Here is a 19450-nt window from a genome sequence, read left to right on the forward strand (position 1 = left end):
AATGACTTCTCCTTAGCATTGGCTATATGGAAGTGCCCTATAAGTATAGGCGTTAACCATAAATCAGGCCTGCTGTTGATTCCCATACGGTATCGATATAAAAAATGGCATTTTTTGTTAACGGCCGAATAATTAGCGGGTTACGGCCCAAAAGTTACCGAAGCTGAGTATAGGTTTCTCGGGAAGGATAAACAGGTAAATAGTCTTAAAATCCCGCTGCGCAAGGGAAACGGCGGGCGGCGTGGCCCGCGCGGCGCGTTATTCGTTGACCAGCTCCACCTGTACGCCCTGACGTTTCAGCTGATGCTGATACTCCAGCGCCAAACGTGAATCGGTGATCACCCGGCTGATTTGCCCCGGCTGCGCCAGCGGGTTAGGCTGGATCTGGCCGAATTTGCTGGAATCCGTCAGCACGATATTCTCCACGCCCTTGGCCAGCACCGCGCTGACCACATCGGCGCGCATCATGTCGCGGCCGGTAAAGCCGGTTTCGGCCTGAAAGCCGTCAATGCCGATAAACGCTTTGTTGAAATGCACCTGCTGAATGCACAGCCGTGTGAGCGGGCCGACCACGGTCTCGCTTTTCTTCTGGTACATGCCGCCCAACACAATCACGTCGCAGTCGGTTTCTTTGAGCAGGTTGGCGATGTAGTGGCTGACGGTGATCAGCGTAATGCGCTTGCGTTCGGCGATGTAGCGCGCCAGCAGGGCATTGGCGCTGCCGCTCTCGATAAAAATCGTCTCGCCGTCGTTGACCTGCGCGGCGGCGTACTGCGCCAATCGTTGCTTAAGGGTGAAATTGGACATCATGCGGGCGTCGACGTCGTCGCTTTCCAACGCCACGGCGGAGCCGTGCACCCGCTTCAGATAACTGCGTTTTTCCAGCAGGTTGAGATCCTGCCGGATGGTGACTTCCGAGACGCCCGAAGCGCGCGCCAGCTCATTGACGCTGATCCGGCGGCGATCGTTAACCAACTGCAATATGGTCTGTTGTCGTAAATTCATATCGGCCTGATGATGCGGCCGCCAAGGCGCGGCCGCTAAGAGTCAAAGGTTTAAAGAGTATGTTCTGTGCGCGCAATAATATCATCCTGCGCCTCAGGGGATAATGCGGTAAAGAAGGCGGAATAGCCAGCTACGCGAACCACTAAATCACGATATTGGTCAGGGTGTTGCTTCGCCGCCAGCAGCGTGTCGCGCGACACGATGTTGTACTGCACATGCCAGCCGCGATAGCTCTCGAAGAAGGTGCGCAACATCAGCATCAGCTTCTCCCGATCGCGCGGGTTGTCCAGCGTCGCCGGGTTCAGCTTTTGGTTGAGCAGCACGCCGCCGAGGATCGCCTCGGTCGGCAACTTGGCGAGCGAATTAAACACCGCCGTCGGCCCCAGGTGGTCGGTGCCGGACGCCGGGCTGGCGCCTTCCGCCAGCGGCGCGTGCGCCTTGCGGCCATCCGGCGTGGCCAGGGTGGCAGCGCCGAAGGGCACGTTGGCCGAAATCGACGAGGTGCCGGCGTAATAGCCGCCGCCGATCGGCCCACGGCCGAAGCGGGTGTTGCGATACTGTTTCAGTTCTTCGATGTAGGTTTGGTAGGCGCGCACCAGCAGCCGATCGACCTCGTCTACATCGTTGCCGTATTTGGGCGCAGCGTTAAGCAGCCTCTGGCGCAGCTGCTCGCCATCCAGCCCGGCGAAGTCTTCGGCCAGCGCCGTCGCCAACTGTTGCTGGCCGATCGCCCCTTGGTCGAACACCAGTTTTCGCACCGCCGCCAGGCTGTTGCCCAGGTTGGCGATGCCGACCTGCAGGCCGGAAACCCAATCGTATTTGGCGCCGCCTTGCTTGATGCTTTTGCCGCGTTCAATGCAGTCATCCACCAGCGCGGAGCAGAGGATATCGTGGGCGTTCTCCTCCAGCACGCTGTCTACCACGCACTCGATCTCGATCGACTTGCGCGTGTAGTAGCGGATTTGCCGATCCCAGGCGGTTAAGACCTGCTCGAAATCGGCGAAATTTCCTTTGGACAGCGCCTGTTCCTGCGGCAGGAAAATCTGCCCGGACGTGGCGTCGCGGCCTTGTTCCAGCGCCGCCAGCAGCACGCGGGCGAAGTTGATGAAGCTCATGCCGGTGCAGCGATAGCCCCATTTGCCGCCGACGGCGGTCTCGATACAGCCGATGGCGGCGTAGTCGTAAGCGTCCTGCGGTTCGACCCCCAGCTTGATGAACTCGGGAATGACGATTTCGTCGTTATTGAATGCCGGCATGCCGAAGCCGCAGCGGATCACCTGTACGCAGGCGTCGAGGAAATCGGCGCTCATCCCGGCGTGGTAACGCACGCTGAGGTTGGGCTGGGTGGAGCGCAGGCGGCCGCAGGATTCGAGAATGGCGTAGGACAGCGGATTGACCGCGTCGCACGGCCGGCCATCGACCAGTTTTTGGCCGCCGATGGTGACGTTCTGGTACAGCGGGCTGCCGGCGGAGGCCTTGGAGTGCGAGCCGGAGCGGATCTTGTTGACCTCCAGCAGCTTCAGCCAGCAGCTGTGCAGCAGCTCGATGGCGTTTTCCCGCGTCAGGTTTTGCTCCAGCTCCACGTCGCGCCGATACCAGGGATAGAGATACTGATCGAGGCGGCCAAAGGAAACCGAATGGCCGTTGGATTCGATCTGCAACGTCAGCTGGATGAAATAGCACAGCTGCAGCGCCTGCCAGAAGGTTTGCGGCGGGCGATGGGCGATCCGGTCGCAGTTGTCCGCGAGGGTCAGCAGCTCGGCGCGCCGCCAGTCGCGGGCTTCGTTTTGCGCCATGTCGCGCGCCAGGCGGGCGAAGCGCAGGATGTGCCCGCTCAGCGCCGTCAGCACAATATCGATAGCGTTGAGAAACTGCGCCTTGTGCAGATCTTCCCACTCGGTCAGACGCAGGCGGCTGCGGCGCGCGTTCACTTTTTTACGCAGGCCATCGAGGCCTTGTTCCAGCAGCAGCGGGAAGTTGACCGCCAGATGGGCGTCGCCGGAGGTCATATTGCCCTCGGCCTTGATGATGCCGGTGGCCAGCAGCGCCTTTTGTTCGTCGGTGAACATGCCGTAGCAGCGATCCTGCACCGTTTGGCCGCGCCACCAGGGGCACAGACGATGCAAAATTGCCTTGTTCTCGTCGCTAACCGAAAAACCGGCGCCCGGCCGGTCGGCCAACTGGTCTATTTCGTTTTCTATCCAGCCGACGGTGTATTCGGGGAAGATCGGCGCGGCGCGCAGCTCGCTGGCCTGGTTGCCGACGATCAGCTCGTCGTTGGCGATCCAGATGCTGCGTTTCGCCAGATGGTTGGCCAACGCCAGGGCGCGGCGCACCGGCAGCGGCTTGTCCTGATGCTGCTGATAGGCCTCGGTATAGTGCTGCGCGCGTTCGGTGCACACCGGCGGTTTGACGATGTGAATCAGCGCATTCTTATGCGCCTGGATACGGGCGCTCAGGGTAGTCAAATCCAACGTGGTCATAGTGTTATCCTCGCAAAATGGCGGTCAGGCCCTTGGCGCCGGCATAGTCTTCGGCGAAGGCCAGCAGGTCGGGTGCGTCCAGTGGCGTGCGTGCGGCATGGTAGGGTTCGCCGAGCAGGTGGTACTTGTTGATGCCAAGCGTGTGGTACGGCAGAAAGTGGATCTCCGACACGCCGATCTCGTCGGCGGCGAAGTCGACGATGGCACGGACAGAGCGGCGATCGGCGTTGAAATCGGGGATCAGCGGCACGCGTACGGTCATTTGCGCGCCGTGCGCCGCCAGCCGACGAAAATTGCTCATCACCCGGCGGGCGGAACCGCCGGTCCAGGCTCTGAAGCGCGCTTCGTCGGTGTGTTTGAGATCGGCCAGCAGCAGATCCAGCCACGGCAGCGAAGGGGCGATATAACGCCATGGGACGTGCAGGCAGGATTCGACGGCGGTGTGGATGCCGGCCTCGCGGCCGCGCCGCAGCAGGTCCGCCGCGATGTCCGGCTGCATAAAGGGTTCGCCGCCGGACAGCGTTAAACCGCCGCCGCTGCGCAGGTAGAAAGGCTTATCCCGCATCACCTCGGCCATGATATCGTCGGGGTTGATCGGGCTGCCGCACAGACTGAGTGCGCCGGTCGGGCAGGCGGCGGCCAGGGCGGCATAATCGTCTGCGCTAATCAGCTCGCGTTGCAGCGTCAGCGGCCCGTCGGTGCGTTGCAGCCCTTGCGGACAACGCTCGGCGCACAGCGTGCAGCCGCTCAGGCACAGACGTTCGTCAAACAGCAGGTCTGCGTGGCGCGAGCGGCTTTCCGGGTTCTGACACCACCGGCAGCTCAGCGGGCAGCCTTTTAAAAAGACCACGCTGCGGATGCCCGGGCCGTCATGGGTCGAGTAGCGCTGCACATTGAAGATCATGAGTCACCCGTTTGGCGTTGCTGTATCTTTCTCCATTAAAGATGTTTCGAATGAAAGTTGAGTTGATTTTGATCAAAAGTTAGCGCGGTTTTTGCCCTATGATGATCAGAGTTTGAATCCGCCCACAGAACATGACACAGGAGTCCGTGATGGAGCTTTATCTCGATACCGCCGATGTGACCGCGGTAAAACGCCTGGCGCGCATTCTGCCGCTGCACGGCGTCACCACCAACCCGAGCATCGTGGCGAAGGAAGGCAAGCCGATCTGGGAAGTGCTGCCCGCGCTGCGCGACGCCCTCGGCGGCACCGGCAAGCTGTTCGCACAGGTAATGGCGACCGATGCGGAACGTATGGTGGCGGAGGCGGCGCTGCTCAGCCAGCGGGTACCGGGGCTGGTGGTGAAAATCCCGGCGACCGCCGAAGGGCTGGCGGCGATCAAGAAGCTTAAAACGATGTCCATTCCGACGTTGGGCACCGCGGTGTACGGCGCTGCACAGGGGCTGTTGGCGGCCTTGGCCGGGGCGGAATATGTGGCGCCTTACGTCAACCGGGTGGACGCGCAGGGCGGCGACGGCATCGAAATGGTGCACGAGCTGCAGCAGCTGTTGAGCCTGCATGCGCCGTCGGCGCAGGTGCTGGCCGCCAGTTTCAAAACGCCGCGCCAGGCGCTGGAGTGCCTGTTGGCGGGCTGCCAGGCCATCACGCTGCCGGTGGACGTCGCGGAGCAGTTCCTGAATGCGCCGGCAGTGCAGGCCGCAGTCGAGAAATTCGAACAGGATTGGCAAGGGGCGTTCGGCTCCACGCTGTTAGGCTAAAGCCAGTAAAAAGGGCGCCGCGGCGCCCTTGCTTGATGCTCGGTTCGTTTAGCTGCGGCCGGCCTCTTCCCTCAGCGCGGCGCCGACCTCGTGCGCCGTCGGCTGTTCGGCGCGCAGCGCCCGGCGGATCGCGAAGAAGGCGGCGATCAGCATGGTCACCGCCACCAGCATAAAGAACCCGCACAGCGCGGCGTTGATCTGGTTGCTGAACACGATGGTTTCCATGTCTTTCAGAGACTTGGCCGGCGCAATGATCGTGCCTTGCTCGATGCCGGTGGAGAACTTCTTCGCCTGCGCCAGGAAGCCGATGCTCGGTTTTTCGTGGAAGATCTTCTGCCAGCCGGCGGTCATGGAGGTCACGAACAGCCAGGCGGTCGGCAGAATAGTCACCCAGGCGTAGCGCTGCTTTTTCATCTTGAACAGCACCACGGTGCCGAGGATCAGCGCCATCGACGCCAGCATCTGGTTGCCGATACCGAACAGCGGCCACAGGGTATTGATGCCGCCGAGCGGATCGACCACGCCCTGATACACGAAGAAACCCCAACCGGCCACCGCCACCGTGGTGCCCGCCAGGTTGCCGAACCAGGAGCGGTTATTGGCCAGCTGCGGCACCGCCACGCCCACCAGATCCTGCACCATAAAGCGGCAGGCGCGGGTGCCGGCGTCGACGGCGGTCAGGATGAACAGCGCTTCGAATAGAATGGCGAAGTGGTACCAGAACGCCATCATCGCCCGGCTGTTGAACACCTCACTGATGATGTGCGCCATGCCCACGGCGAAGGTCGGGGCGCCGCCGGCGCGCGACAGGATGGCGTTCTCGCCCACCTCTTTGGCGATCAGCGCCAGCGTTTCCGGCGTGACGATAAAGCCCCAGCTGTTAATGACCTGCGAAGCATTTTCCACCGTGGTGCCGATCAGCGCCGCCGGCGAGTTCATGGCGAAGTAAACGCCCGGATCCAGCACCGAGGCGCAGATAAGCGCCATGATGGCGACGAAAGATTCCATCAGCATGGCGCCGTAACCGATAAAGCGGATGTGGCTTTCGCGCTCCACCAGCTTCGGCGTGGTGCCGCTGGAGACCAGCGCGTGGAAGCCGGAAATGGCGCCGCAGGCGATGGTGATGAACAGGAACGGGAACAGGGCGCCGGCGAATACCGGGCCGCTGCCGTCGATAAAGCGCGAGACCGCCGGCATTTTCATCTCCGGCATGGCGAAGACGATGCCGATGGCCAGGCCGATGATGACGCCGATTTTCATAAAGGTGGAAAGGTAATCGCGCGGCGCCAGCAGCAGCCACACCGGCAGCACCGAGGCGACGAAGCCGTAGATCACCAGCACCCAGGTCAGGGTGGTGCCGTGCAGCGTGAAGAACGGTCCCCAATAGGGATCTTGCGCCACGTTGCCGCCGTAAACGATCGCCAGCAGCATCAGCACGAAGCCAATCACCGAAATTTCAGCGATCTTGCCCGGCCGGATAAAGCGCATGTAGATGCCCATGAACAGGGCGATCGGGATGGTGGCGGCGATGGTGAACAGCCCCCACGGGCTGTCGGCCAACGCTTTCACTACCACCAACGCCAGCGCCGACAGGATGATGATCATCACCCCCAGCGCGCCGAGCATGGTGATCACCCCGGCGAACGCCCCCAGCTCTTGCTTGGCCATTTCCCCCAGTGAACGCCCGTCGCGGCGCGTGGAGATGAACAGCACCAGAAAATCCTGCACCGCGCCGGCCAACATAACGCCGACCAGGATCCAGATGGTTCCCGGCAGGAAGCCCATCTGCGCGGCCAGGATCGGCCCCACCAGCGGCCCGGCGCCGGCGATGGCGGCGAAGTGGTGGCCGAACAGCACCCATTTGTTGGTGGGCACGTAGTCCAGGCCGTCGTTGTGGCGTTCGGCCGGGGTCAGACGGCGGTCATCCAGTTCAAAGACCTTGTCGGCGATGAACCGGCTGTAGAAGCGGTAGGCGATGCTGTAGCAGGCGACGGCGGCGACCACCAGCCAGACGGCGTTGACGTGCTCGCCGCGGCTGAGCGCCAGCATGGCGAAGGCGAAGGCGCCGACCAACGCCACCAGCAGCCAGATAAATCCGGACCTGATGTTTCTCATGAAATAACTCCTTGGCGTGCAGAGGTAAAATCGACGTTGTTATTAGGAATGACGTTTTAACAGTAGAAGTTTTGCCGCCGAACCGTGGCAGGTCGGATGAGAAATGTGAAGCAGGTGGGGTTTTAGTGTAAAAACAACGTGATGAAACACCGCTGGCGCAGGCTGCGGCCCATGCGCTTCCCGGCAGAAGTTCATTCTGCACTTTCACTTCGCATACAGCGAATCATCGCCGTTTTTTATCAGAGCACGGCGTCTGGCGGCCTATTATTTTATCTGGCGAGGCGCGCCGAAATAAAATTACTCATGCCGTGTTATACCTTTATTTCAATTCGCACTTTTATTCATTCATTAAATAAATAATAAAGCTACGAAAGGAATTTAATTATGATAAATAAAGTCATTGAAGGGTATTTACCGCAGCTTACGGCCATCCGGCATGATATTCACCAGCATCCCGAGTTGGGTTTTGAAGAATTTCGCACCAGCGATCTGGTGGCGGATTATCTAAGCTCGTGGGGCTATGAGGTACACCGCGGATTGGCGGGCACCGGCGTGGTGGGGACGCTGCGGGTGGGCGACGGCGTTAAACGCCTCGGACTGCGCGCCGATATGGACGCCTTGCCGATCGAGGAAAACAACGGCAAACCCTGGAGCAGCAGCGTGGCCAACCGCATGCACGCCTGCGGCCATGACGGCCATACTACTATGCTGCTCGGCGCCGCCCGCTACCTGGCGCAAACGCGCAACTTCAACGGCACGCTGCACCTGATTTTCCAACCGGCGGAAGAGATGCTGAACGGCGGCGCGCGCATGGTGGAACAGGGGCTGTTCGAACGCTTCCCCTGCGATGCCATCTTCGCCATGCACAACATGCCGGGGATGCCGCTCGGCGAGTTCTTCTTCCAGCACGGCCCGTTCATGGCCTCGATGGATCAGTTCAACGTGCGGGTGCAGGGGCGCGGCGGCCACGGCGCCATCCCGCAGCTGGCGGTCGATCCGGTGCTGGTGGCCTCGCATATCACCGTCGCGCTGCAGAGCATCGTTTCGCGCAATATCGATCCGCTGGAGGCGGCGGTGATCACCGTTGGCAGCATCAAGGCCGGCGAGGCGGCCAACGTGATCCCGGATAGCGCGGAGATGAAGCTCAGCGTACGCTCGCTGGATCGCCAGGCGCGCGCTACGCTGCTGGCGCGCATTCCGGCGCTGATCGAAGCGCAGGCGGCAAGCTTCGGCGCCCACGCGACGGTGGAACACGTTAACGGCACGCCGGTGTTGGTCAACGACGAAGCGATGACCCGTTTCGCCCACCGCGTGGCGCAGCAGCAGTTCGGCGCCGCCCGCGCGCACTACGGCGCCAGGCCGCTGATGGGCAGCGAAGACTTCGCCTTTATGCTCGATGCGCATCCGCAAGGCTGCTACCTGATCATCGGTAACGGTGACGGCGAAGGAAGCTGCATGGTGCATAACCCGGGATATGACTTTAACGATGGGTGTCTGGCGGCCGGCAGCCAGTATTGGGGAGCGTTGGCGGAAGCGTATTTAAAATAAATTCGAAGAATAATAACAGGGAAGATAATGATGAGTGAAAATACGGCGGCGACGCAACCAACAATAAACGCGCCCGCGAGGGTAGGCGGCAAGAAAGTGATATTTGCCGCCTCCTTCGGCAATGCGCTGGAGTTTTTCGATTTCGGTATCTATAACTTCTTCGTTATTTATATCAGCGTATTGTTTTTTCCCCCCTCGAGCGATCCCAATTTGGCGTTGCTGTTGGCGTTCGCCACGTTTGGCGTCAGTTTTTTCATGCGGCCGCTGGGCGGCATTCTGATCGGCGCCTATGCCGATCGCCATGGCCGCAAGCCGGCGATGATCCTGACGATTTCACTGATGAGCCTCGGCACGGCGATGATCGGCTTTGCGCCGACCTACGCCAGCGCCGGTTATTGGGGAACCGTCACGCTGGTGGCGGCGCGTTTGATCCAGGGCGTGGCGGCGGGGGGCGAGGTGGGCGCATCGATGTCGTTGCTGGTGGAGTCGGCACCACCTAACCGGCGAGGCTTCTATTCCAGTTGGTCGCTGGCGACGCAGGGCATCGCCACCGTGGTCGGCGGCGTCACCGCGCTGGCGCTCAGCGCGGCGTTGCCGGCGATCTCCGGCGAGCCGAACGCCATGGCCGAGTGGGGATGGCGCATTCCGTTCTTTATCGGCGTGGCGCTGGCGCCGCTCGGTTGCTGGCTGCGTCTCGGATTGGAAAGCGACCGGCCGCCGGTGTCGCGGGCTCATGAACCGCCAGCGCAGCTGCGACGGCACTCGCGAGCGGTGGTGCTCGGCGTGATGCTGACCATTGGTGCCACCGTCGCCACTTACATCTCGATGTATTATCTCGGCACTTACGCGGTGAAATACTTAGGCATGCCGCAGGCCTACGGCTATGCCGCGATGCTGCTGGCGGGGCTGGTGACCTTCGGCGGCAGCCTGTTGGTCGGGCACTGGTGCGATCGCTATGGCCGCTTGCCACTGATCCGAGGCTCGCGCATCGCTATCTTGATCGTGGCCTTGCCGGCGTTTTGGTGGCTGAGCGCCGCGCCGCATCCGGCGGTGCTGCTGCTGATTGTCGCGATATTGGTCGGATTGACCACGCTCGGCTCGGTGCCGACCATGCTGATGATTTCGGAGCTGTTTCCGCAGCGCATTCGCGCATTGGGGTTTGCGTTGGTCTACAGCCTCGGCGTGGCGATTTTCGGCGGCTTCGCCCAATATATCGCCTCGCAGTCGATCGCGTTGAGCGGCTCGCTGCTGGCGCCCGCCGTCTACCTGATGCTGGCGACGCTGGCTTCGTTGGCGGTGCTGCCATTGCTGCGTGAAACCGGCGGTAACCCATTGCGTTAGCGAGCGCGGACGAAAAAAAACGCCGGCGGTTTTCACCGTCGGCGTTTGGCGTCGCTACCGTTTCAGGCTGGCGTTCAGGCCGCCGGCCGGGCGATCACGCTGCGGGTTTCCATGCGCACTTCGGCGATGGTGACCTGCAAGGTATCGCTTTGGCGATAAACTACTTCGCCTTTGATCTGCACGGTGCCGGTTTCCTGGCTGCACTGCATCTCGTCACGCACCGCGTGAATAAACGGCGCCGGGATGAAGGCAACCGCGCCGTTGTCCAGCAGGCGCACGCGCAGGCCGCCGCGTGTCACGTCGATGATCTCGGCGTTGAAGCGGGTATCGGTACCGGCCTTGTCCTGCAGGAAGCGGGCGTACAGCCAGTCGCCGACGTCGCGTTCCGCCATGCGGTTCAGGCGGCGGCGTTCCGCCAGTTGCACCGTCACGTCATCCTGCGGTTTTTCCGCCGGCTGCTGGTTGATGATCGCCTTCAGCAGGCGATGGTTGACCATATCGCCGTATTTACGGATCGGTGATGTCCAGGTGGCGTAAGCCTCCAGACCCAGACCGAAGTGTGGCCCCGGCGTAGTGCTGATCTCGGCGAAGGTCTGGAAGCGGCGGATGCGGCTGTCGAGGAACTGGGTCGGCTGCGCATCCAGGTGGCGGCGCAGTTCGCAGAAACCGTCGAGGGTCAGCAGCTTCTCGGCTTCGGCTTCGACGCCGTTGGCCTGCAATACGGTGACCGCTTGCTCAACCAGCGCAGGATCGAAACCGGTGTGCACGTTGTACACGCCGAAGCCCAGGCGATCGCGCAGCACGATGGCGGCGCAGACGTTGGCGGCGATCATGCACTCTTCAACGATGCGGTTGGCGCTGCGGCGCTGCTCGGTAACGATCTCCAGCACGTCGCCTTTTTCACCCAGCACGAAGCGGTAGTCCGGGCGATCTTTGAATACCAGCGCATGCTGGTGGCGCCAGGCGTTGCGCGCGTCGCAAACGCGTTTCAGCAGGGTGATCTGTTGCGCGATGGCGTCGCTCGGCGGTTGCCAGCCGGCAATGCCGTCCAGCCAGTCGGAGACTTCGTCGTACACCAGTTTGGCTTTGGATTCGATCTCGGCGGCGAAGAACTGAATATCTTCGCCCAGCGCGCCGTCGGCGGCGATGGTCACGCGGCAAGCCAGCACCTGACGGCGCTCGTTAGGGCGCAGCGAGCACAGGTTGTCCGACAGATCGCGCGGCAGCATCGGGATGTTGAAGCCCGGCAGATAGTTGGTGAAGGCGCGCACGCGGGCGATATCGTCCAGCTTGCTGCCTTGTTCTACGTAGGCAGTAGGATCGGCGATGGCGATGGTCAACTGCAGCGAACCGTCACCGTTGTCGGTCACGTACAGCGCATCGTCCATGTCTTCGGTGCTGGCGCTGTCGATGGTGACGAATTCTAGCGCGGTCAGATCTTCACGCACCAGCTCAGAGTCCGGCTCGCTGAGGGCCTGCATCTCCGGCGCCTCTTTTTCCAGGTTGTGACGCGCCAGCGTCACCCACCACGGGGCGAAATGGTCTTCACCGTCGGTGATAAACTGGGTCAGGTCGGCGTTGAAGCCGCGATCGCCTTTCAGCGGATGGCGGCGCATTTCCGCCACCGCCCAGTCGCCGGCCTGGAAGTTGTGGGTCAGTTCACGCACCGGGCGGCACGGAATCGCGTCTTTCAGCAACGGATGATCGGGCACGATGGACAGACGATCGTCGCGCTTTTGCACGCGGCCGACAAAGCGCGACAGGAATGGCTCGACCAGGGTTTCCGGCTCGGCGATTTCGCGCTCTTTCTCGGTGTGCAGGGTGGCGATAATGCGATCCCCGTGCATGACTTTCTTCATGTACGGCGGCGGAATGAAGTAGCTTTTTTGACCGTCTACTTCAAGAAAGCCAAAGCCTTTCTCAGTCCCTTTCACTACGCCTTCAACGCGCGGGGTCTGAGAGTGAAGTTGCTGTTTTAGCTGCGCCAGCAGCGGGTTATCTTGAAACATATCGTCCAGTGAATGGGTTGTGAGTGGCAAGATTTGCGGCTGACAGTTTTACGCGAATCACCCGCTGCGAGCAAGCCTAACGTCACGGAACCCCGCGTTGCCGCGCGATTTTGCGCAAGATTGGTCAATCGAAGGGCGAACGATGAAAAACCCCGGCGCGCAGGCCGGGGTGAAGGAGGGGGACAATCAGTCCTGCAGCGGCGTCGGCTGCAGGATTTCAATCCAGTAATCGTCCGGATCGCGAATGAACGCGACGTAGTTCATGCGGCCTTCATGCAGGCGTTTCTGGAAGGTGACGCCCAGGCGCTCAAAACGCTCGCAGGCGGCGCGCACGTCCGGCACCGTGACGCACAGGTGGCCAAAGCCGCGCGGCTCGCCGTTGCCGTTGTGGTAATGGAAATCCGCCTGATTTTCGGTGCCGTGGTTATGGGTCAGCTCGAGAATGCCCGGTTGGCTCAGCGCCCAGCGTTTGCGTTCGTCGTCATCCTGCGGGATCTGCTCGCGCGGGCTGCGCGTCAGGTAGCAGATGGTGAAGGCGGCCTCTTTGAATTCTTCCAGATAGACCGGGGTAAAACCCAGTACGCGAGTGTAGAAATCCAGCGCGGTGGTCAGATCCTTCACGCGGATCATGGTGTGGTTGAACACGTAACCGTCGGTTACCGCGTCCGGTTGGGCCGCCACGCCGGGCAGCGTCAGTAAATCATTCAGTGGCATCAGAGATCCTCCTCAGGGTGTCGGCAGACTGTAGGTGAAATCAATGCTAATCTAAAGTGATTGTTTTTAACTAAAACACTAACTAAAAGTGAATGAGAGATGAAGCTGAGCCAGCTGAAGTTTTTCTGCACCGTGGTGGAGCGCAAAACCATCGCCGCCGCCGCGCGTGAGTTGCACTGCGTGCCTTCCAACGTCACGCTGCGGCTGCGCGAGCTGGAGGAGTCGCTGGGCGGCGAGCTGTTTTTCCGCGACAAGAACCGGCTGTACGTCAATCCCAAAGGGCGCCTGTTCTATCAGCAGGCGCGCGACATCGTGGCGCAGGCGGAGCGCAGCAAGCAGCTGTTCGCCGGCGAGCATCAGCATGGGCTGCTGAACCTCGGGGCGCTGGATTTCTCGCTGGTCAGCCATTTGCCGGCGCGCATCGCCCGGCTGCGCCGTTTACAACCCCATCTGCAGATCAACGTGCTCAGCCGCGATTCATTGGTGCTGGAGCGCATGCTGATCGACAGTGCCCTCGATCTGGCGATCACCGACGGCCCGATTGAACATCCGTTGCTGGCCAGCCAAAAGGCGTTTGACGAACGGCTGGTGATGCTGATGCCGGCCGATGCCGGGCAGCCCGATGCCGCCACGCTGGCGGCGCTGGAATTTTACACGTTCAGCCGCGAATGTTCGTTTCGCCTGAAGGTGGATCACTGGCTGGCCTCGCGCGGGCTGAAACCGCGCATGACGCTGGAAATGGAGTCTTATGCCGCGATGGCGGCCTGCGTGCAGGCAGGTTGCGGCGTCGCTTGCGTGCCGGGTTCTTTGCTGCCGCAGATTTTGCCCGCTCCGGGGCTGAAGGTGGTGGAAATGGGCGAGGAGGGCGTGAGCGATCTGTACTTCGTCTGGCGACGGCATCAGCTGTCCGACGAATTACAGACCATCCTGGCGATATTGAAGCGCCCGGCGTGAACCGGGCGCGCGTTTTCAGGCAATGCGCAGCGAGGGGTGCTGTTCGCTGCGGCGAATCGCCACCGGGATCGACTTCGACGTCGGGGTGCCGGTGCCGTCGCCGAAGCTGGCCAGCGGCACCAGCGGGTTGGTTTCCGGGTAGTAGGCCGCCAGGTTGCCACGCGGAATGTCGTAACTCACCAGCTTGAATCCGTCCACTTTACGCACCACGCCATCGTTCCACAGAGTCTCTATCTCAACCCGTTCGCCATCCTGCAGGCCCAGCGCCGCCAGATCTTCCGGATGGATGAACAACACTTCGCGCTGGCCGTAAACGCCGCGGTAGCGGTCATCCAGGCCATAGATGGTGGTGTTGTACTGATCGTGCGAGCGCAGCGTTTGCAGGGTAAACGGCGCTTGCACGTCGCCCAGTTGCGGGAACAGGGTCGCCGGCAGCGCGGCGGCGCTGAATTCCGCCTTGCCGCTCGGCGTGGCAAAGCGCAGTTCGGCGGCGGCATTGCCCAGGTAGAATCCGCCGGGCTGCTCGCAGCGACGGTTGAAATCCTCAAAGCCGGGAATGGTGGCGGCGATATGATCGCGGATCAGCGAGTAGTCGTCGGCCAACTCCAGCCAGTCCAACTGCTGCGTGCCCAGCACCGCGTCGGCGATGCCGCAGACGATCGCCGTTTCCGAACGTTGGGTATCCGCCAGCGGTTTGCCGATGCCTTCCGAAGCGTGAACCATGCTGAAAGAATCTTCGACCGTGATGTACTGCGAGCCGCTGGCCTGCATGTCCAATTCGGTGCGGCCCAGCGTCGGCAGGATCAACGCGTCTTTGCCGGTCACCAGGTGGCTGCGGTTAAGTTTGGTGCTGATGTGTACCGTCAAATCGCAGTTGCGCAGGGCGCGGGCGGTGCGCTCGGTGTCCGGCGCCGCGGCGGCCAGATTGCCGCCCAGCGCGATCAGCACTTTCACTTCGCCGCGCAACATCGCTTCGATCGCTTCCACCGTGTTGTGGCCCACCGCGCGATTGGCGGTAAAGTTAAAGTGGCGTTCCAGGCTGTCGAGCAGCGCCTTGGGCGACTTCTCGTCAATCCCCATGGTGCGGTTGCCCTGGACGTTGCTGTGGCCGCGCACCGGGCACAGACCGGCGCCCGGTTTGCCCAGTTGCCCGAACAGCAGCTGCAGGTTGGTGATTTCACGCACCGTCGCAATCGAGTGCTTATGCTGAGTCACGCCCATCGCCCAGGTGCAGATCACCCGCTCGGCGCCCTGGTAAGTGGCCGCCGCCTGGCGCAATTGCGCCTCGCTCAGGCCCGACTGCGCGGTAATGGTCTGCCACTCGGTCGCATCCACCTGCGCCAGGTATGCCTCTACGCCGACGCTGTGCCGTTCGATAAACGCCAGGTCGAACAGGGCGGGTTCACCGGCGGCCAGCCGCTGGCGGTGGGTTTCCAGCAGCGCTTTCACCATGCCGCGCACCGCCGCCATATCGCCGCCCAGATTCGGTTGGTAATAGGAGGAACTGATCGGCGAGGATTTTGGCGTCAGCATCTGCACCGGATCCTGCGGATCGGCGAATCTTTCCAGCCCGCGCTCGCGCAGGGTGTTGAAACTGACGATGCGCGCGCCGCGTCGGGCGGCGTTTTTCAGGCTGTGAAGCATGCGCGGGTGGTTGGTGCCGGGGTTTTGACCGAACACGAAGATGGCGTCGGCTTTTTCGAAGTCATCGATGCGGATGGTGCCTTTGCCGACGCCGATGCTTTGCTTCAGCCCGACGCCGCTCGCCTCGTGACACATGTTGGAGCAGTCGGGGAAATTGCTGGTGCCGAGCATGCGGCCGAACAGTTGATAAAGGTACGACGCTTCGTTGCTGGCGCGGCCCGAGGTATACAGCTCGATTTGATTCGGGTTGTCCATTGCGTTGATGTGCCTGGCGATCAGCGCCAGCGCGTCCGGCCAATGAATAGGCTCATAGTGGTCGGTTTCGGCGTTGTAGCGCATCGGATGCGTGAGGCGCCCCTGATATTCGAGGAAATAGTCGCTCTGCTGCTGTAGGGTGCTGACGCTGTGCGCGGCGAAGAACTCAGGCTCGACGGCGCTGCGCGTCGCTTCCCAACTGACCGCCTTGGCGCCGTTTTCACAGAAGCTGAAGGTGCTGTGGTTGTCGTCGCCCCAGGCGCAACCGGGGCAGTCGAAGCCGCGCGCCTTGTTGACGCGCATCAGGTTGCGCATGTTTTTTAGGGTTTGTTTACTGTCGAGGACAAAGCGGGTGGTGGCTTCAAGCGAACCCCAGCCGCCCGCTGGGCCGGTATAAGGCTTGATTGACGGTTTGAATTTCATGGTGACACTTCGCAGGTGGTTGTAGCTAAAAAGTAAACGCTTTTTTATGCGTCTTGCGTATTTATGTCACAAGTTTAGGGGCGCGGCAGGCAGGCGTCTAATCGAATGGGGCAATGGCGGCATAGAGCATATCTATCGCAGGCGGACGCTGACTTAAACAAATGGTTGCATAAAGACACCCGCTGCAAAAGAGTAATGGTTTCGCCTGAAAGTGAATTCATGCAGTCTATCTCGCGGATTATATTGGCATTTTATTTAGCCTGCGGGCCTGAGGAACACAGCGTGAAGCGTTCAGTATCAGTGGTGATCGGCGGTATCTTACTGCCTTTAGCGGCGCAGGCGGCGGAAACGGCGTCCCATTTTTCCACCATGACCCCACCGGCGATAGACGCCGCCTCTTACGTATTGATGGATTACACCACCGGCCAGGTGCTGGCGGCCGGCAATGCCGACGAGCGGCGCAATCCGGCCAGCCTGACCAAACTGATGACCGGTTTGGTGATCGACCATGCGCTCGATGAGCATAAGATTGGCCTCGACGATGTCGTCACCGTGGGGAAAGACGCCTGGGCGCAGGGCAACCCGGTGTTCAAAGGCTCCTCGCTGATGTTCCTGAAGCCTGGTGACAGGGTCACGGTACGCGATCTCAGCCGCGGCATCATCATCGATTCCGGCAACGACGCCTGCGTGGCGATGGCGGACTATGTGGCGGGCAGCCAGGCCAACTTCGTCAAGCTGATGAACGAGAAGAGCGCGCAGCTGGGATTGCAGAACACGCATTTTGAAACGGTGCACGGGCTGGATGCGCCGGGCCAGTTCACCACCGCCGGCGATCTGGCGGTGATTGCGCGCGCCATCATCATGAGCGAGCCGGCGGAATACCATATGTACAGCGAGAAATCGCTGACCTGGAACGGCATCACGCAGCAGAACCGCAACGGCCTGCTGTGGGACAAGACCCTGCACGTCGACGGACTGAAAACCGGACACACCGCCTCGGCCGGCTTCAACATCATCGCTTCCGCCACCGAAGGAGATCGCCGTCTGATCGCCGTGGTGATGGGCGGCAAAAGTTCAAAAGGCCGCGAGGAACAGGCGCGCAAGCTGCTGAGCTGGGGGCTGCGCGACTTTAGCACGGTACACCTGTTCAGCGCCGGCCAGAGCCTGGGGGAAGAGCCGATCTGGTATGGTGAAAGCCACCGCTTGCCGGTCGGCAGCGCGCAGGACCAGTCGCTCAGCCTGCCGAAAAACGAGGCGGACAAGCTGAAGGCGCAGTACGTGCTCAACGTTGCGCGGCTGGAAGCGCCTGTCAACAAAGGACAAAACGTCGGCGAGATCCGCATCAGCGACAATGGTCAGGTGGTGAAAACCCTGCCACTGGTGGCGCTGCGGGCGGTGCCGCAGGGCGGGGTGTTCTCCCGCCTGGCGGATTACGTGAAGCTCAAACTCTGACTCACCGGGCGGGCGACGGCGCCCGGTGGTATACTGGTGCGAATGCCGATCATTGAGCCGCGCTATGGATATTAAACAACTGATTTATCTGTGTAATTTAGAACGGGAGCGCCACTTCGGCCGGGCGGCGGAAGCCAGCTTCGTCAGCCAGCCGACGCTGTCCATGCGATTGAAAAATCTGGAAAAAGAACTGGGCGTTTCGCTGATTAACCGCGGCAACCATTTCGGCGGCTTTACCGCCGAGGGCGAACGGGTGTTGGCGTGGGCGCGCGAGATCGTCTCGGTCTACCAAGGGCTGAAACTGGAGGTGGAGTCGCTCAAGCACGGCTTGCACGGCACGTTGCGCCTCGGCGTGGTGCCACAGTGCAGCATCTCGGTGGCGGAAATGCTCAAGGCGGTCAGCGAACGTTATCCCCATCTTGATTATCGGTTGGCGGTGCTGAGCGCCGATCAGCTGCTGGAGGCGCTGACGGCGCACACCGTAGATATCGGCATCGGCTTTTTCGAGCTGTCGACCTTGAAAGAACTGCATTTCCAATCGCAGCCGCTGGTGGAAACCGGCGTTGAGCTGGTGTTTCATCCGCAGCATTTCCCTAAGCTGGTGGGGGATGCGCCGTTGCCGCTGGAGGCAGTGGCCGCCTTGCCGCTGTGTCTGGCCGAGCCGACGCGTTATTTCCGCCGCTATCTCGATCAGCATTTCCGCGACGCTGGATTGACGCTGCACCCGCGGCTGGAAACTACCTCTATCTTCCAACTGCTGGAGGGGATTTTCGTCGGGTTGGGCTGCGGGTTGTTCCCGCGCGGCCAACTGCAATCGCCGCTGATGCCGGCATTGCAGCGGCGTCCGGTGGCCATCGCCGCCATGCCGCGTCATGCGGCGGTGGTGGTCGATATGTCGGAGCGCGCCACGCCGTTGGCGCAGAAGTTTTTCGATGCCGCCAGCGAGTGGTTGCGGCGGCAAAATGGATAGAAAAATTTAAGTTTATCCCGTGCCCGGCAATGATTATGGCCCCTAGGGGCCATAATCATTTCTCTTCTAATGGTTGCTGAAATACGTGTTAATTGCCGACGGTAATAGTCGGATCCCAATAGAAGTAACCTAATAGTTTTTGGTCTCCGCCGTTTGGTCGATAATAAAGGCCAAATTGAATGCAATAGTTTTCCGTGCCGGTATTGGTAATGTCAGCCTGTATGAACCAATAGGTTTGGTTGGTGAAAGTGACGGGGAATACGGTATTTTGCGCAGGCATCATCGAGCTGCGCGTGTACATTTTGAATGTCGGGTTGGAGAAAACCTGGGTGCCGCTGCCAAACTGCGGCAGCCCATAGATCAGGACGCCGGCATCGAAATTTGCCGATTCGGAAGTGCCGGTCCAACGGATGACGTCGCCGACATTGGCTTTAAAATTCAGGTCCGCCGTGCCGGAGCCGCCGATCACCTGTTCGGAAGTGACGACCATATAGGCATATTGGTGGCCGATGCCCGTCGGGCTGCCGGCATCCTGACTGGGGTTTTTATTCTCGAATGCTTCTATCAGCGCATCGGTATCGATGACGACAATAACGTTAACGATATTGTTGCTGGATTTAAGTTCTTGTTCAGACATAAGTTAGCCTCACAATATTTTTTGCTGTGATAGAAAGTGAAAATAATGGGGTTGATGGCAGCCGTTTATTGAATGGATATTTAAAATGAGGAGTGACAACGGCGCTATCGGCTTAATCATAGAGACTAAATAACAAGGCAGCCACCGGTGAAAATGTAGAGAAATTAATGGGTGCCTCTAT

14 protein-coding genes are annotated in these 19450 nt (G+C 60.8%); 6 read left to right on the forward strand and 8 right to left on the reverse strand.

Annotated elements, in window-relative coordinates:
- Positions 1 to 258: 258 nt before the first annotated feature.
- From ACJ8J1_RS06315 to ACJ8J1_RS06325, 3 genes are read right to left on the reverse strand one after another with little or no spacing between them, the layout of a single operon-like run.
- Entirely contained in the window at positions 259 to 1005 is a 747-nt protein-coding gene (locus ACJ8J1_RS06315) for a DeoR/GlpR family DNA-binding transcription regulator (protein ID WP_004930631.1), read from the reverse strand.
- A gap of 50 nt (positions 1006 to 1055) precedes the next feature.
- Positions 1056 to 3488: a formate C-acetyltransferase/glycerol dehydratase family glycyl radical enzyme gene (locus ACJ8J1_RS06320; RefSeq protein WP_103681803.1), complete on the reverse strand. Its 2433-nt coding sequence runs from the start codon at positions 3486 to 3488 to the stop codon at positions 1056 to 1058.
- 4 nt (positions 3489 to 3492) lie between these two features.
- Entirely contained in the window at positions 3493 to 4392 is a 900-nt protein-coding gene (locus ACJ8J1_RS06325) for a glycyl-radical enzyme activating protein (RefSeq protein ID WP_103681802.1), read from the reverse strand.
- Positions 4393 to 4541: 149 nt separating this feature from the next.
- Here ACJ8J1_RS06325 and fsa point away from each other — a divergent pair, with 149 nt between their 5' ends.
- Positions 4542 to 5207, forward strand: coding sequence for a fructose-6-phosphate aldolase (gene fsa / locus ACJ8J1_RS06330; protein ID WP_033643250.1), 666 nt, complete (start codon positions 4542 to 4544; stop codon positions 5205 to 5207).
- A gap of 48 nt (positions 5208 to 5255) precedes the next feature.
- Here the strand turns inward: fsa and ACJ8J1_RS06335 are convergent, their stop codons facing one another.
- Positions 5256 to 7322 carry a carbon starvation CstA family protein gene (locus ACJ8J1_RS06335; RefSeq protein ID WP_033643249.1) on the reverse strand — a complete coding sequence of 689 codons (2067 nt, stop codon included), beginning with the start codon at positions 7320 to 7322 and terminating at the stop codon, positions 5256 to 5258.
- Between the two features lie 384 nt (positions 7323 to 7706).
- Here ACJ8J1_RS06335 and ACJ8J1_RS06340 point away from each other — a divergent pair, with 384 nt between their 5' ends.
- Together ACJ8J1_RS06340 and ACJ8J1_RS06345 are read left to right on the forward strand one after the other, a co-directional pair.
- Positions 7707 to 8870 (forward strand): M20 aminoacylase family protein, encoded by a 1164-nt coding sequence (locus ACJ8J1_RS06340; RefSeq protein WP_033643248.1) that lies wholly within the window; start codon positions 7707 to 7709, stop codon positions 8868 to 8870.
- A 30-nt stretch (positions 8871 to 8900) separates the two neighbouring features.
- Positions 8901 to 10211 (forward strand): MFS transporter, encoded by a 1311-nt coding sequence (locus ACJ8J1_RS06345; RefSeq protein ID WP_033643247.1) that lies wholly within the window; start codon positions 8901 to 8903, stop codon positions 10209 to 10211.
- 74 nt (positions 10212 to 10285) lie between these two features.
- Here ACJ8J1_RS06345 and ACJ8J1_RS06350 read toward each other — a convergent pair whose 3' ends face one another.
- The gene (locus ACJ8J1_RS06350; protein ID WP_033643246.1) at positions 10286 to 12220 is read right to left on the reverse strand and encodes an exoribonuclease II; all 1935 of its coding nucleotides are present in this window, start codon (positions 12218 to 12220) and stop codon (positions 10286 to 10288) included.
- Positions 12221 to 12406: 186 nt separating this feature from the next.
- Complete coding sequence (gene gloA / locus ACJ8J1_RS06355) at positions 12407 to 12934, reverse strand: lactoylglutathione lyase (protein ID WP_033643245.1); 528 nt, start codon at positions 12932 to 12934, stop codon at positions 12407 to 12409.
- Positions 12935 to 13033: 99 nt separating this feature from the next.
- Between gloA and ACJ8J1_RS06360 the strand changes: the two genes are divergently transcribed.
- Positions 13034 to 13888, forward strand: a complete 855-nt coding sequence (locus ACJ8J1_RS06360; RefSeq protein WP_033643244.1) for a LysR family transcriptional regulator — start codon at positions 13034 to 13036, stop codon at positions 13886 to 13888.
- A gap of 15 nt (positions 13889 to 13903) precedes the next feature.
- Here ACJ8J1_RS06360 and ACJ8J1_RS06365 read toward each other — a convergent pair whose 3' ends face one another.
- On the reverse strand, positions 13904 to 16210 hold the full coding sequence (locus tag ACJ8J1_RS06365) for an FdhF/YdeP family oxidoreductase (protein WP_033643243.1): 2307 nt from the start codon (positions 16208 to 16210) through the stop codon (positions 13904 to 13906).
- Positions 16211 to 16492: 282 nt separating this feature from the next.
- Here ACJ8J1_RS06365 and dacD point away from each other — a divergent pair, with 282 nt between their 5' ends.
- Together dacD and ACJ8J1_RS06375 are read left to right on the forward strand one after the other, a co-directional pair.
- The gene (gene dacD / locus ACJ8J1_RS06370; protein ID WP_033643242.1) at positions 16493 to 17662 is read left to right on the forward strand and encodes a serine-type D-Ala-D-Ala carboxypeptidase DacD; all 1170 of its coding nucleotides are present in this window, start codon (positions 16493 to 16495) and stop codon (positions 17660 to 17662) included.
- A gap of 64 nt (positions 17663 to 17726) precedes the next feature.
- Positions 17727 to 18632, forward strand: a complete 906-nt coding sequence (locus ACJ8J1_RS06375; protein WP_033643241.1) for a LysR family transcriptional regulator — start codon at positions 17727 to 17729, stop codon at positions 18630 to 18632.
- A gap of 88 nt (positions 18633 to 18720) precedes the next feature.
- Here ACJ8J1_RS06375 and ACJ8J1_RS06380 read toward each other — a convergent pair whose 3' ends face one another.
- Positions 18721 to 19269, reverse strand: coding sequence for an inclusion body family protein (locus ACJ8J1_RS06380; RefSeq protein ID WP_033643240.1), 549 nt, complete (start codon positions 19267 to 19269; stop codon positions 18721 to 18723).
- Positions 19270 to 19450: the final 181 nt, after the last annotated feature.

The sequence above is a fragment of the Serratia sp. CY37869 genome (assembly GCF_052168895.1).
GTDB classification, from domain to species: domain Bacteria; phylum Pseudomonadota; class Gammaproteobacteria; order Enterobacterales; family Enterobacteriaceae; genus Serratia; species Serratia ureilytica.

Coding starts and splice junctions, on each gene's coding strand:
- ACJ8J1_RS06315 (WP_004930631.1), bottom strand. CDS start 1,005: ATGAATTTACGACAACAGACCATATTGCAGTTGGTTAACGATCGCCGC.
- ACJ8J1_RS06320 (WP_103681803.1), bottom strand. CDS start 3,488: ATGACCACGTTGGATTTGACTACCCTGAGCGCCCGTATCCAGGCGCAT.
- ACJ8J1_RS06325 (WP_103681802.1), bottom strand. CDS start 4,392: ATGATCTTCAATGTGCAGCGCTACTCGACCCATGACGGCCCGGGCATC.
- fsa (WP_033643250.1), top strand. CDS start 4,542: ATGGAGCTTTATCTCGATACCGCCGATGTGACCGCGGTAAAACGCCTG.
- ACJ8J1_RS06335 (WP_033643249.1), bottom strand. CDS start 7,322: ATGAGAAACATCAGGTCCGGATTTATCTGGCTGCTGGTGGCGTTGGTC.
- ACJ8J1_RS06340 (WP_033643248.1), top strand. CDS start 7,707: ATGATAAATAAAGTCATTGAAGGGTATTTACCGCAGCTTACGGCCATC.
- ACJ8J1_RS06345 (WP_033643247.1), top strand. CDS start 8,901: ATGAGTGAAAATACGGCGGCGACGCAACCAACAATAAACGCGCCCGCG.
- ACJ8J1_RS06350 (WP_033643246.1), bottom strand. CDS start 12,220: ATGTTTCAAGATAACCCGCTGCTGGCGCAGCTAAAACAGCAACTTCAC.
- gloA (WP_033643245.1), bottom strand. CDS start 12,934: ATGCCACTGAATGATTTACTGACGCTGCCCGGCGTGGCGGCCCAACCG.
- ACJ8J1_RS06360 (WP_033643244.1), top strand. CDS start 13,034: ATGAAGCTGAGCCAGCTGAAGTTTTTCTGCACCGTGGTGGAGCGCAAA.
- ACJ8J1_RS06365 (WP_033643243.1), bottom strand. CDS start 16,210: ATGAAATTCAAACCGTCAATCAAGCCTTATACCGGCCCAGCGGGCGGC.
- ACJ8J1_RS06375 (WP_033643241.1), top strand. CDS start 17,727: ATGGATATTAAACAACTGATTTATCTGTGTAATTTAGAACGGGAGCGC.
- ACJ8J1_RS06380 (WP_033643240.1), bottom strand. CDS start 19,269: ATGTCTGAACAAGAACTTAAATCCAGCAACAATATCGTTAACGTTATT.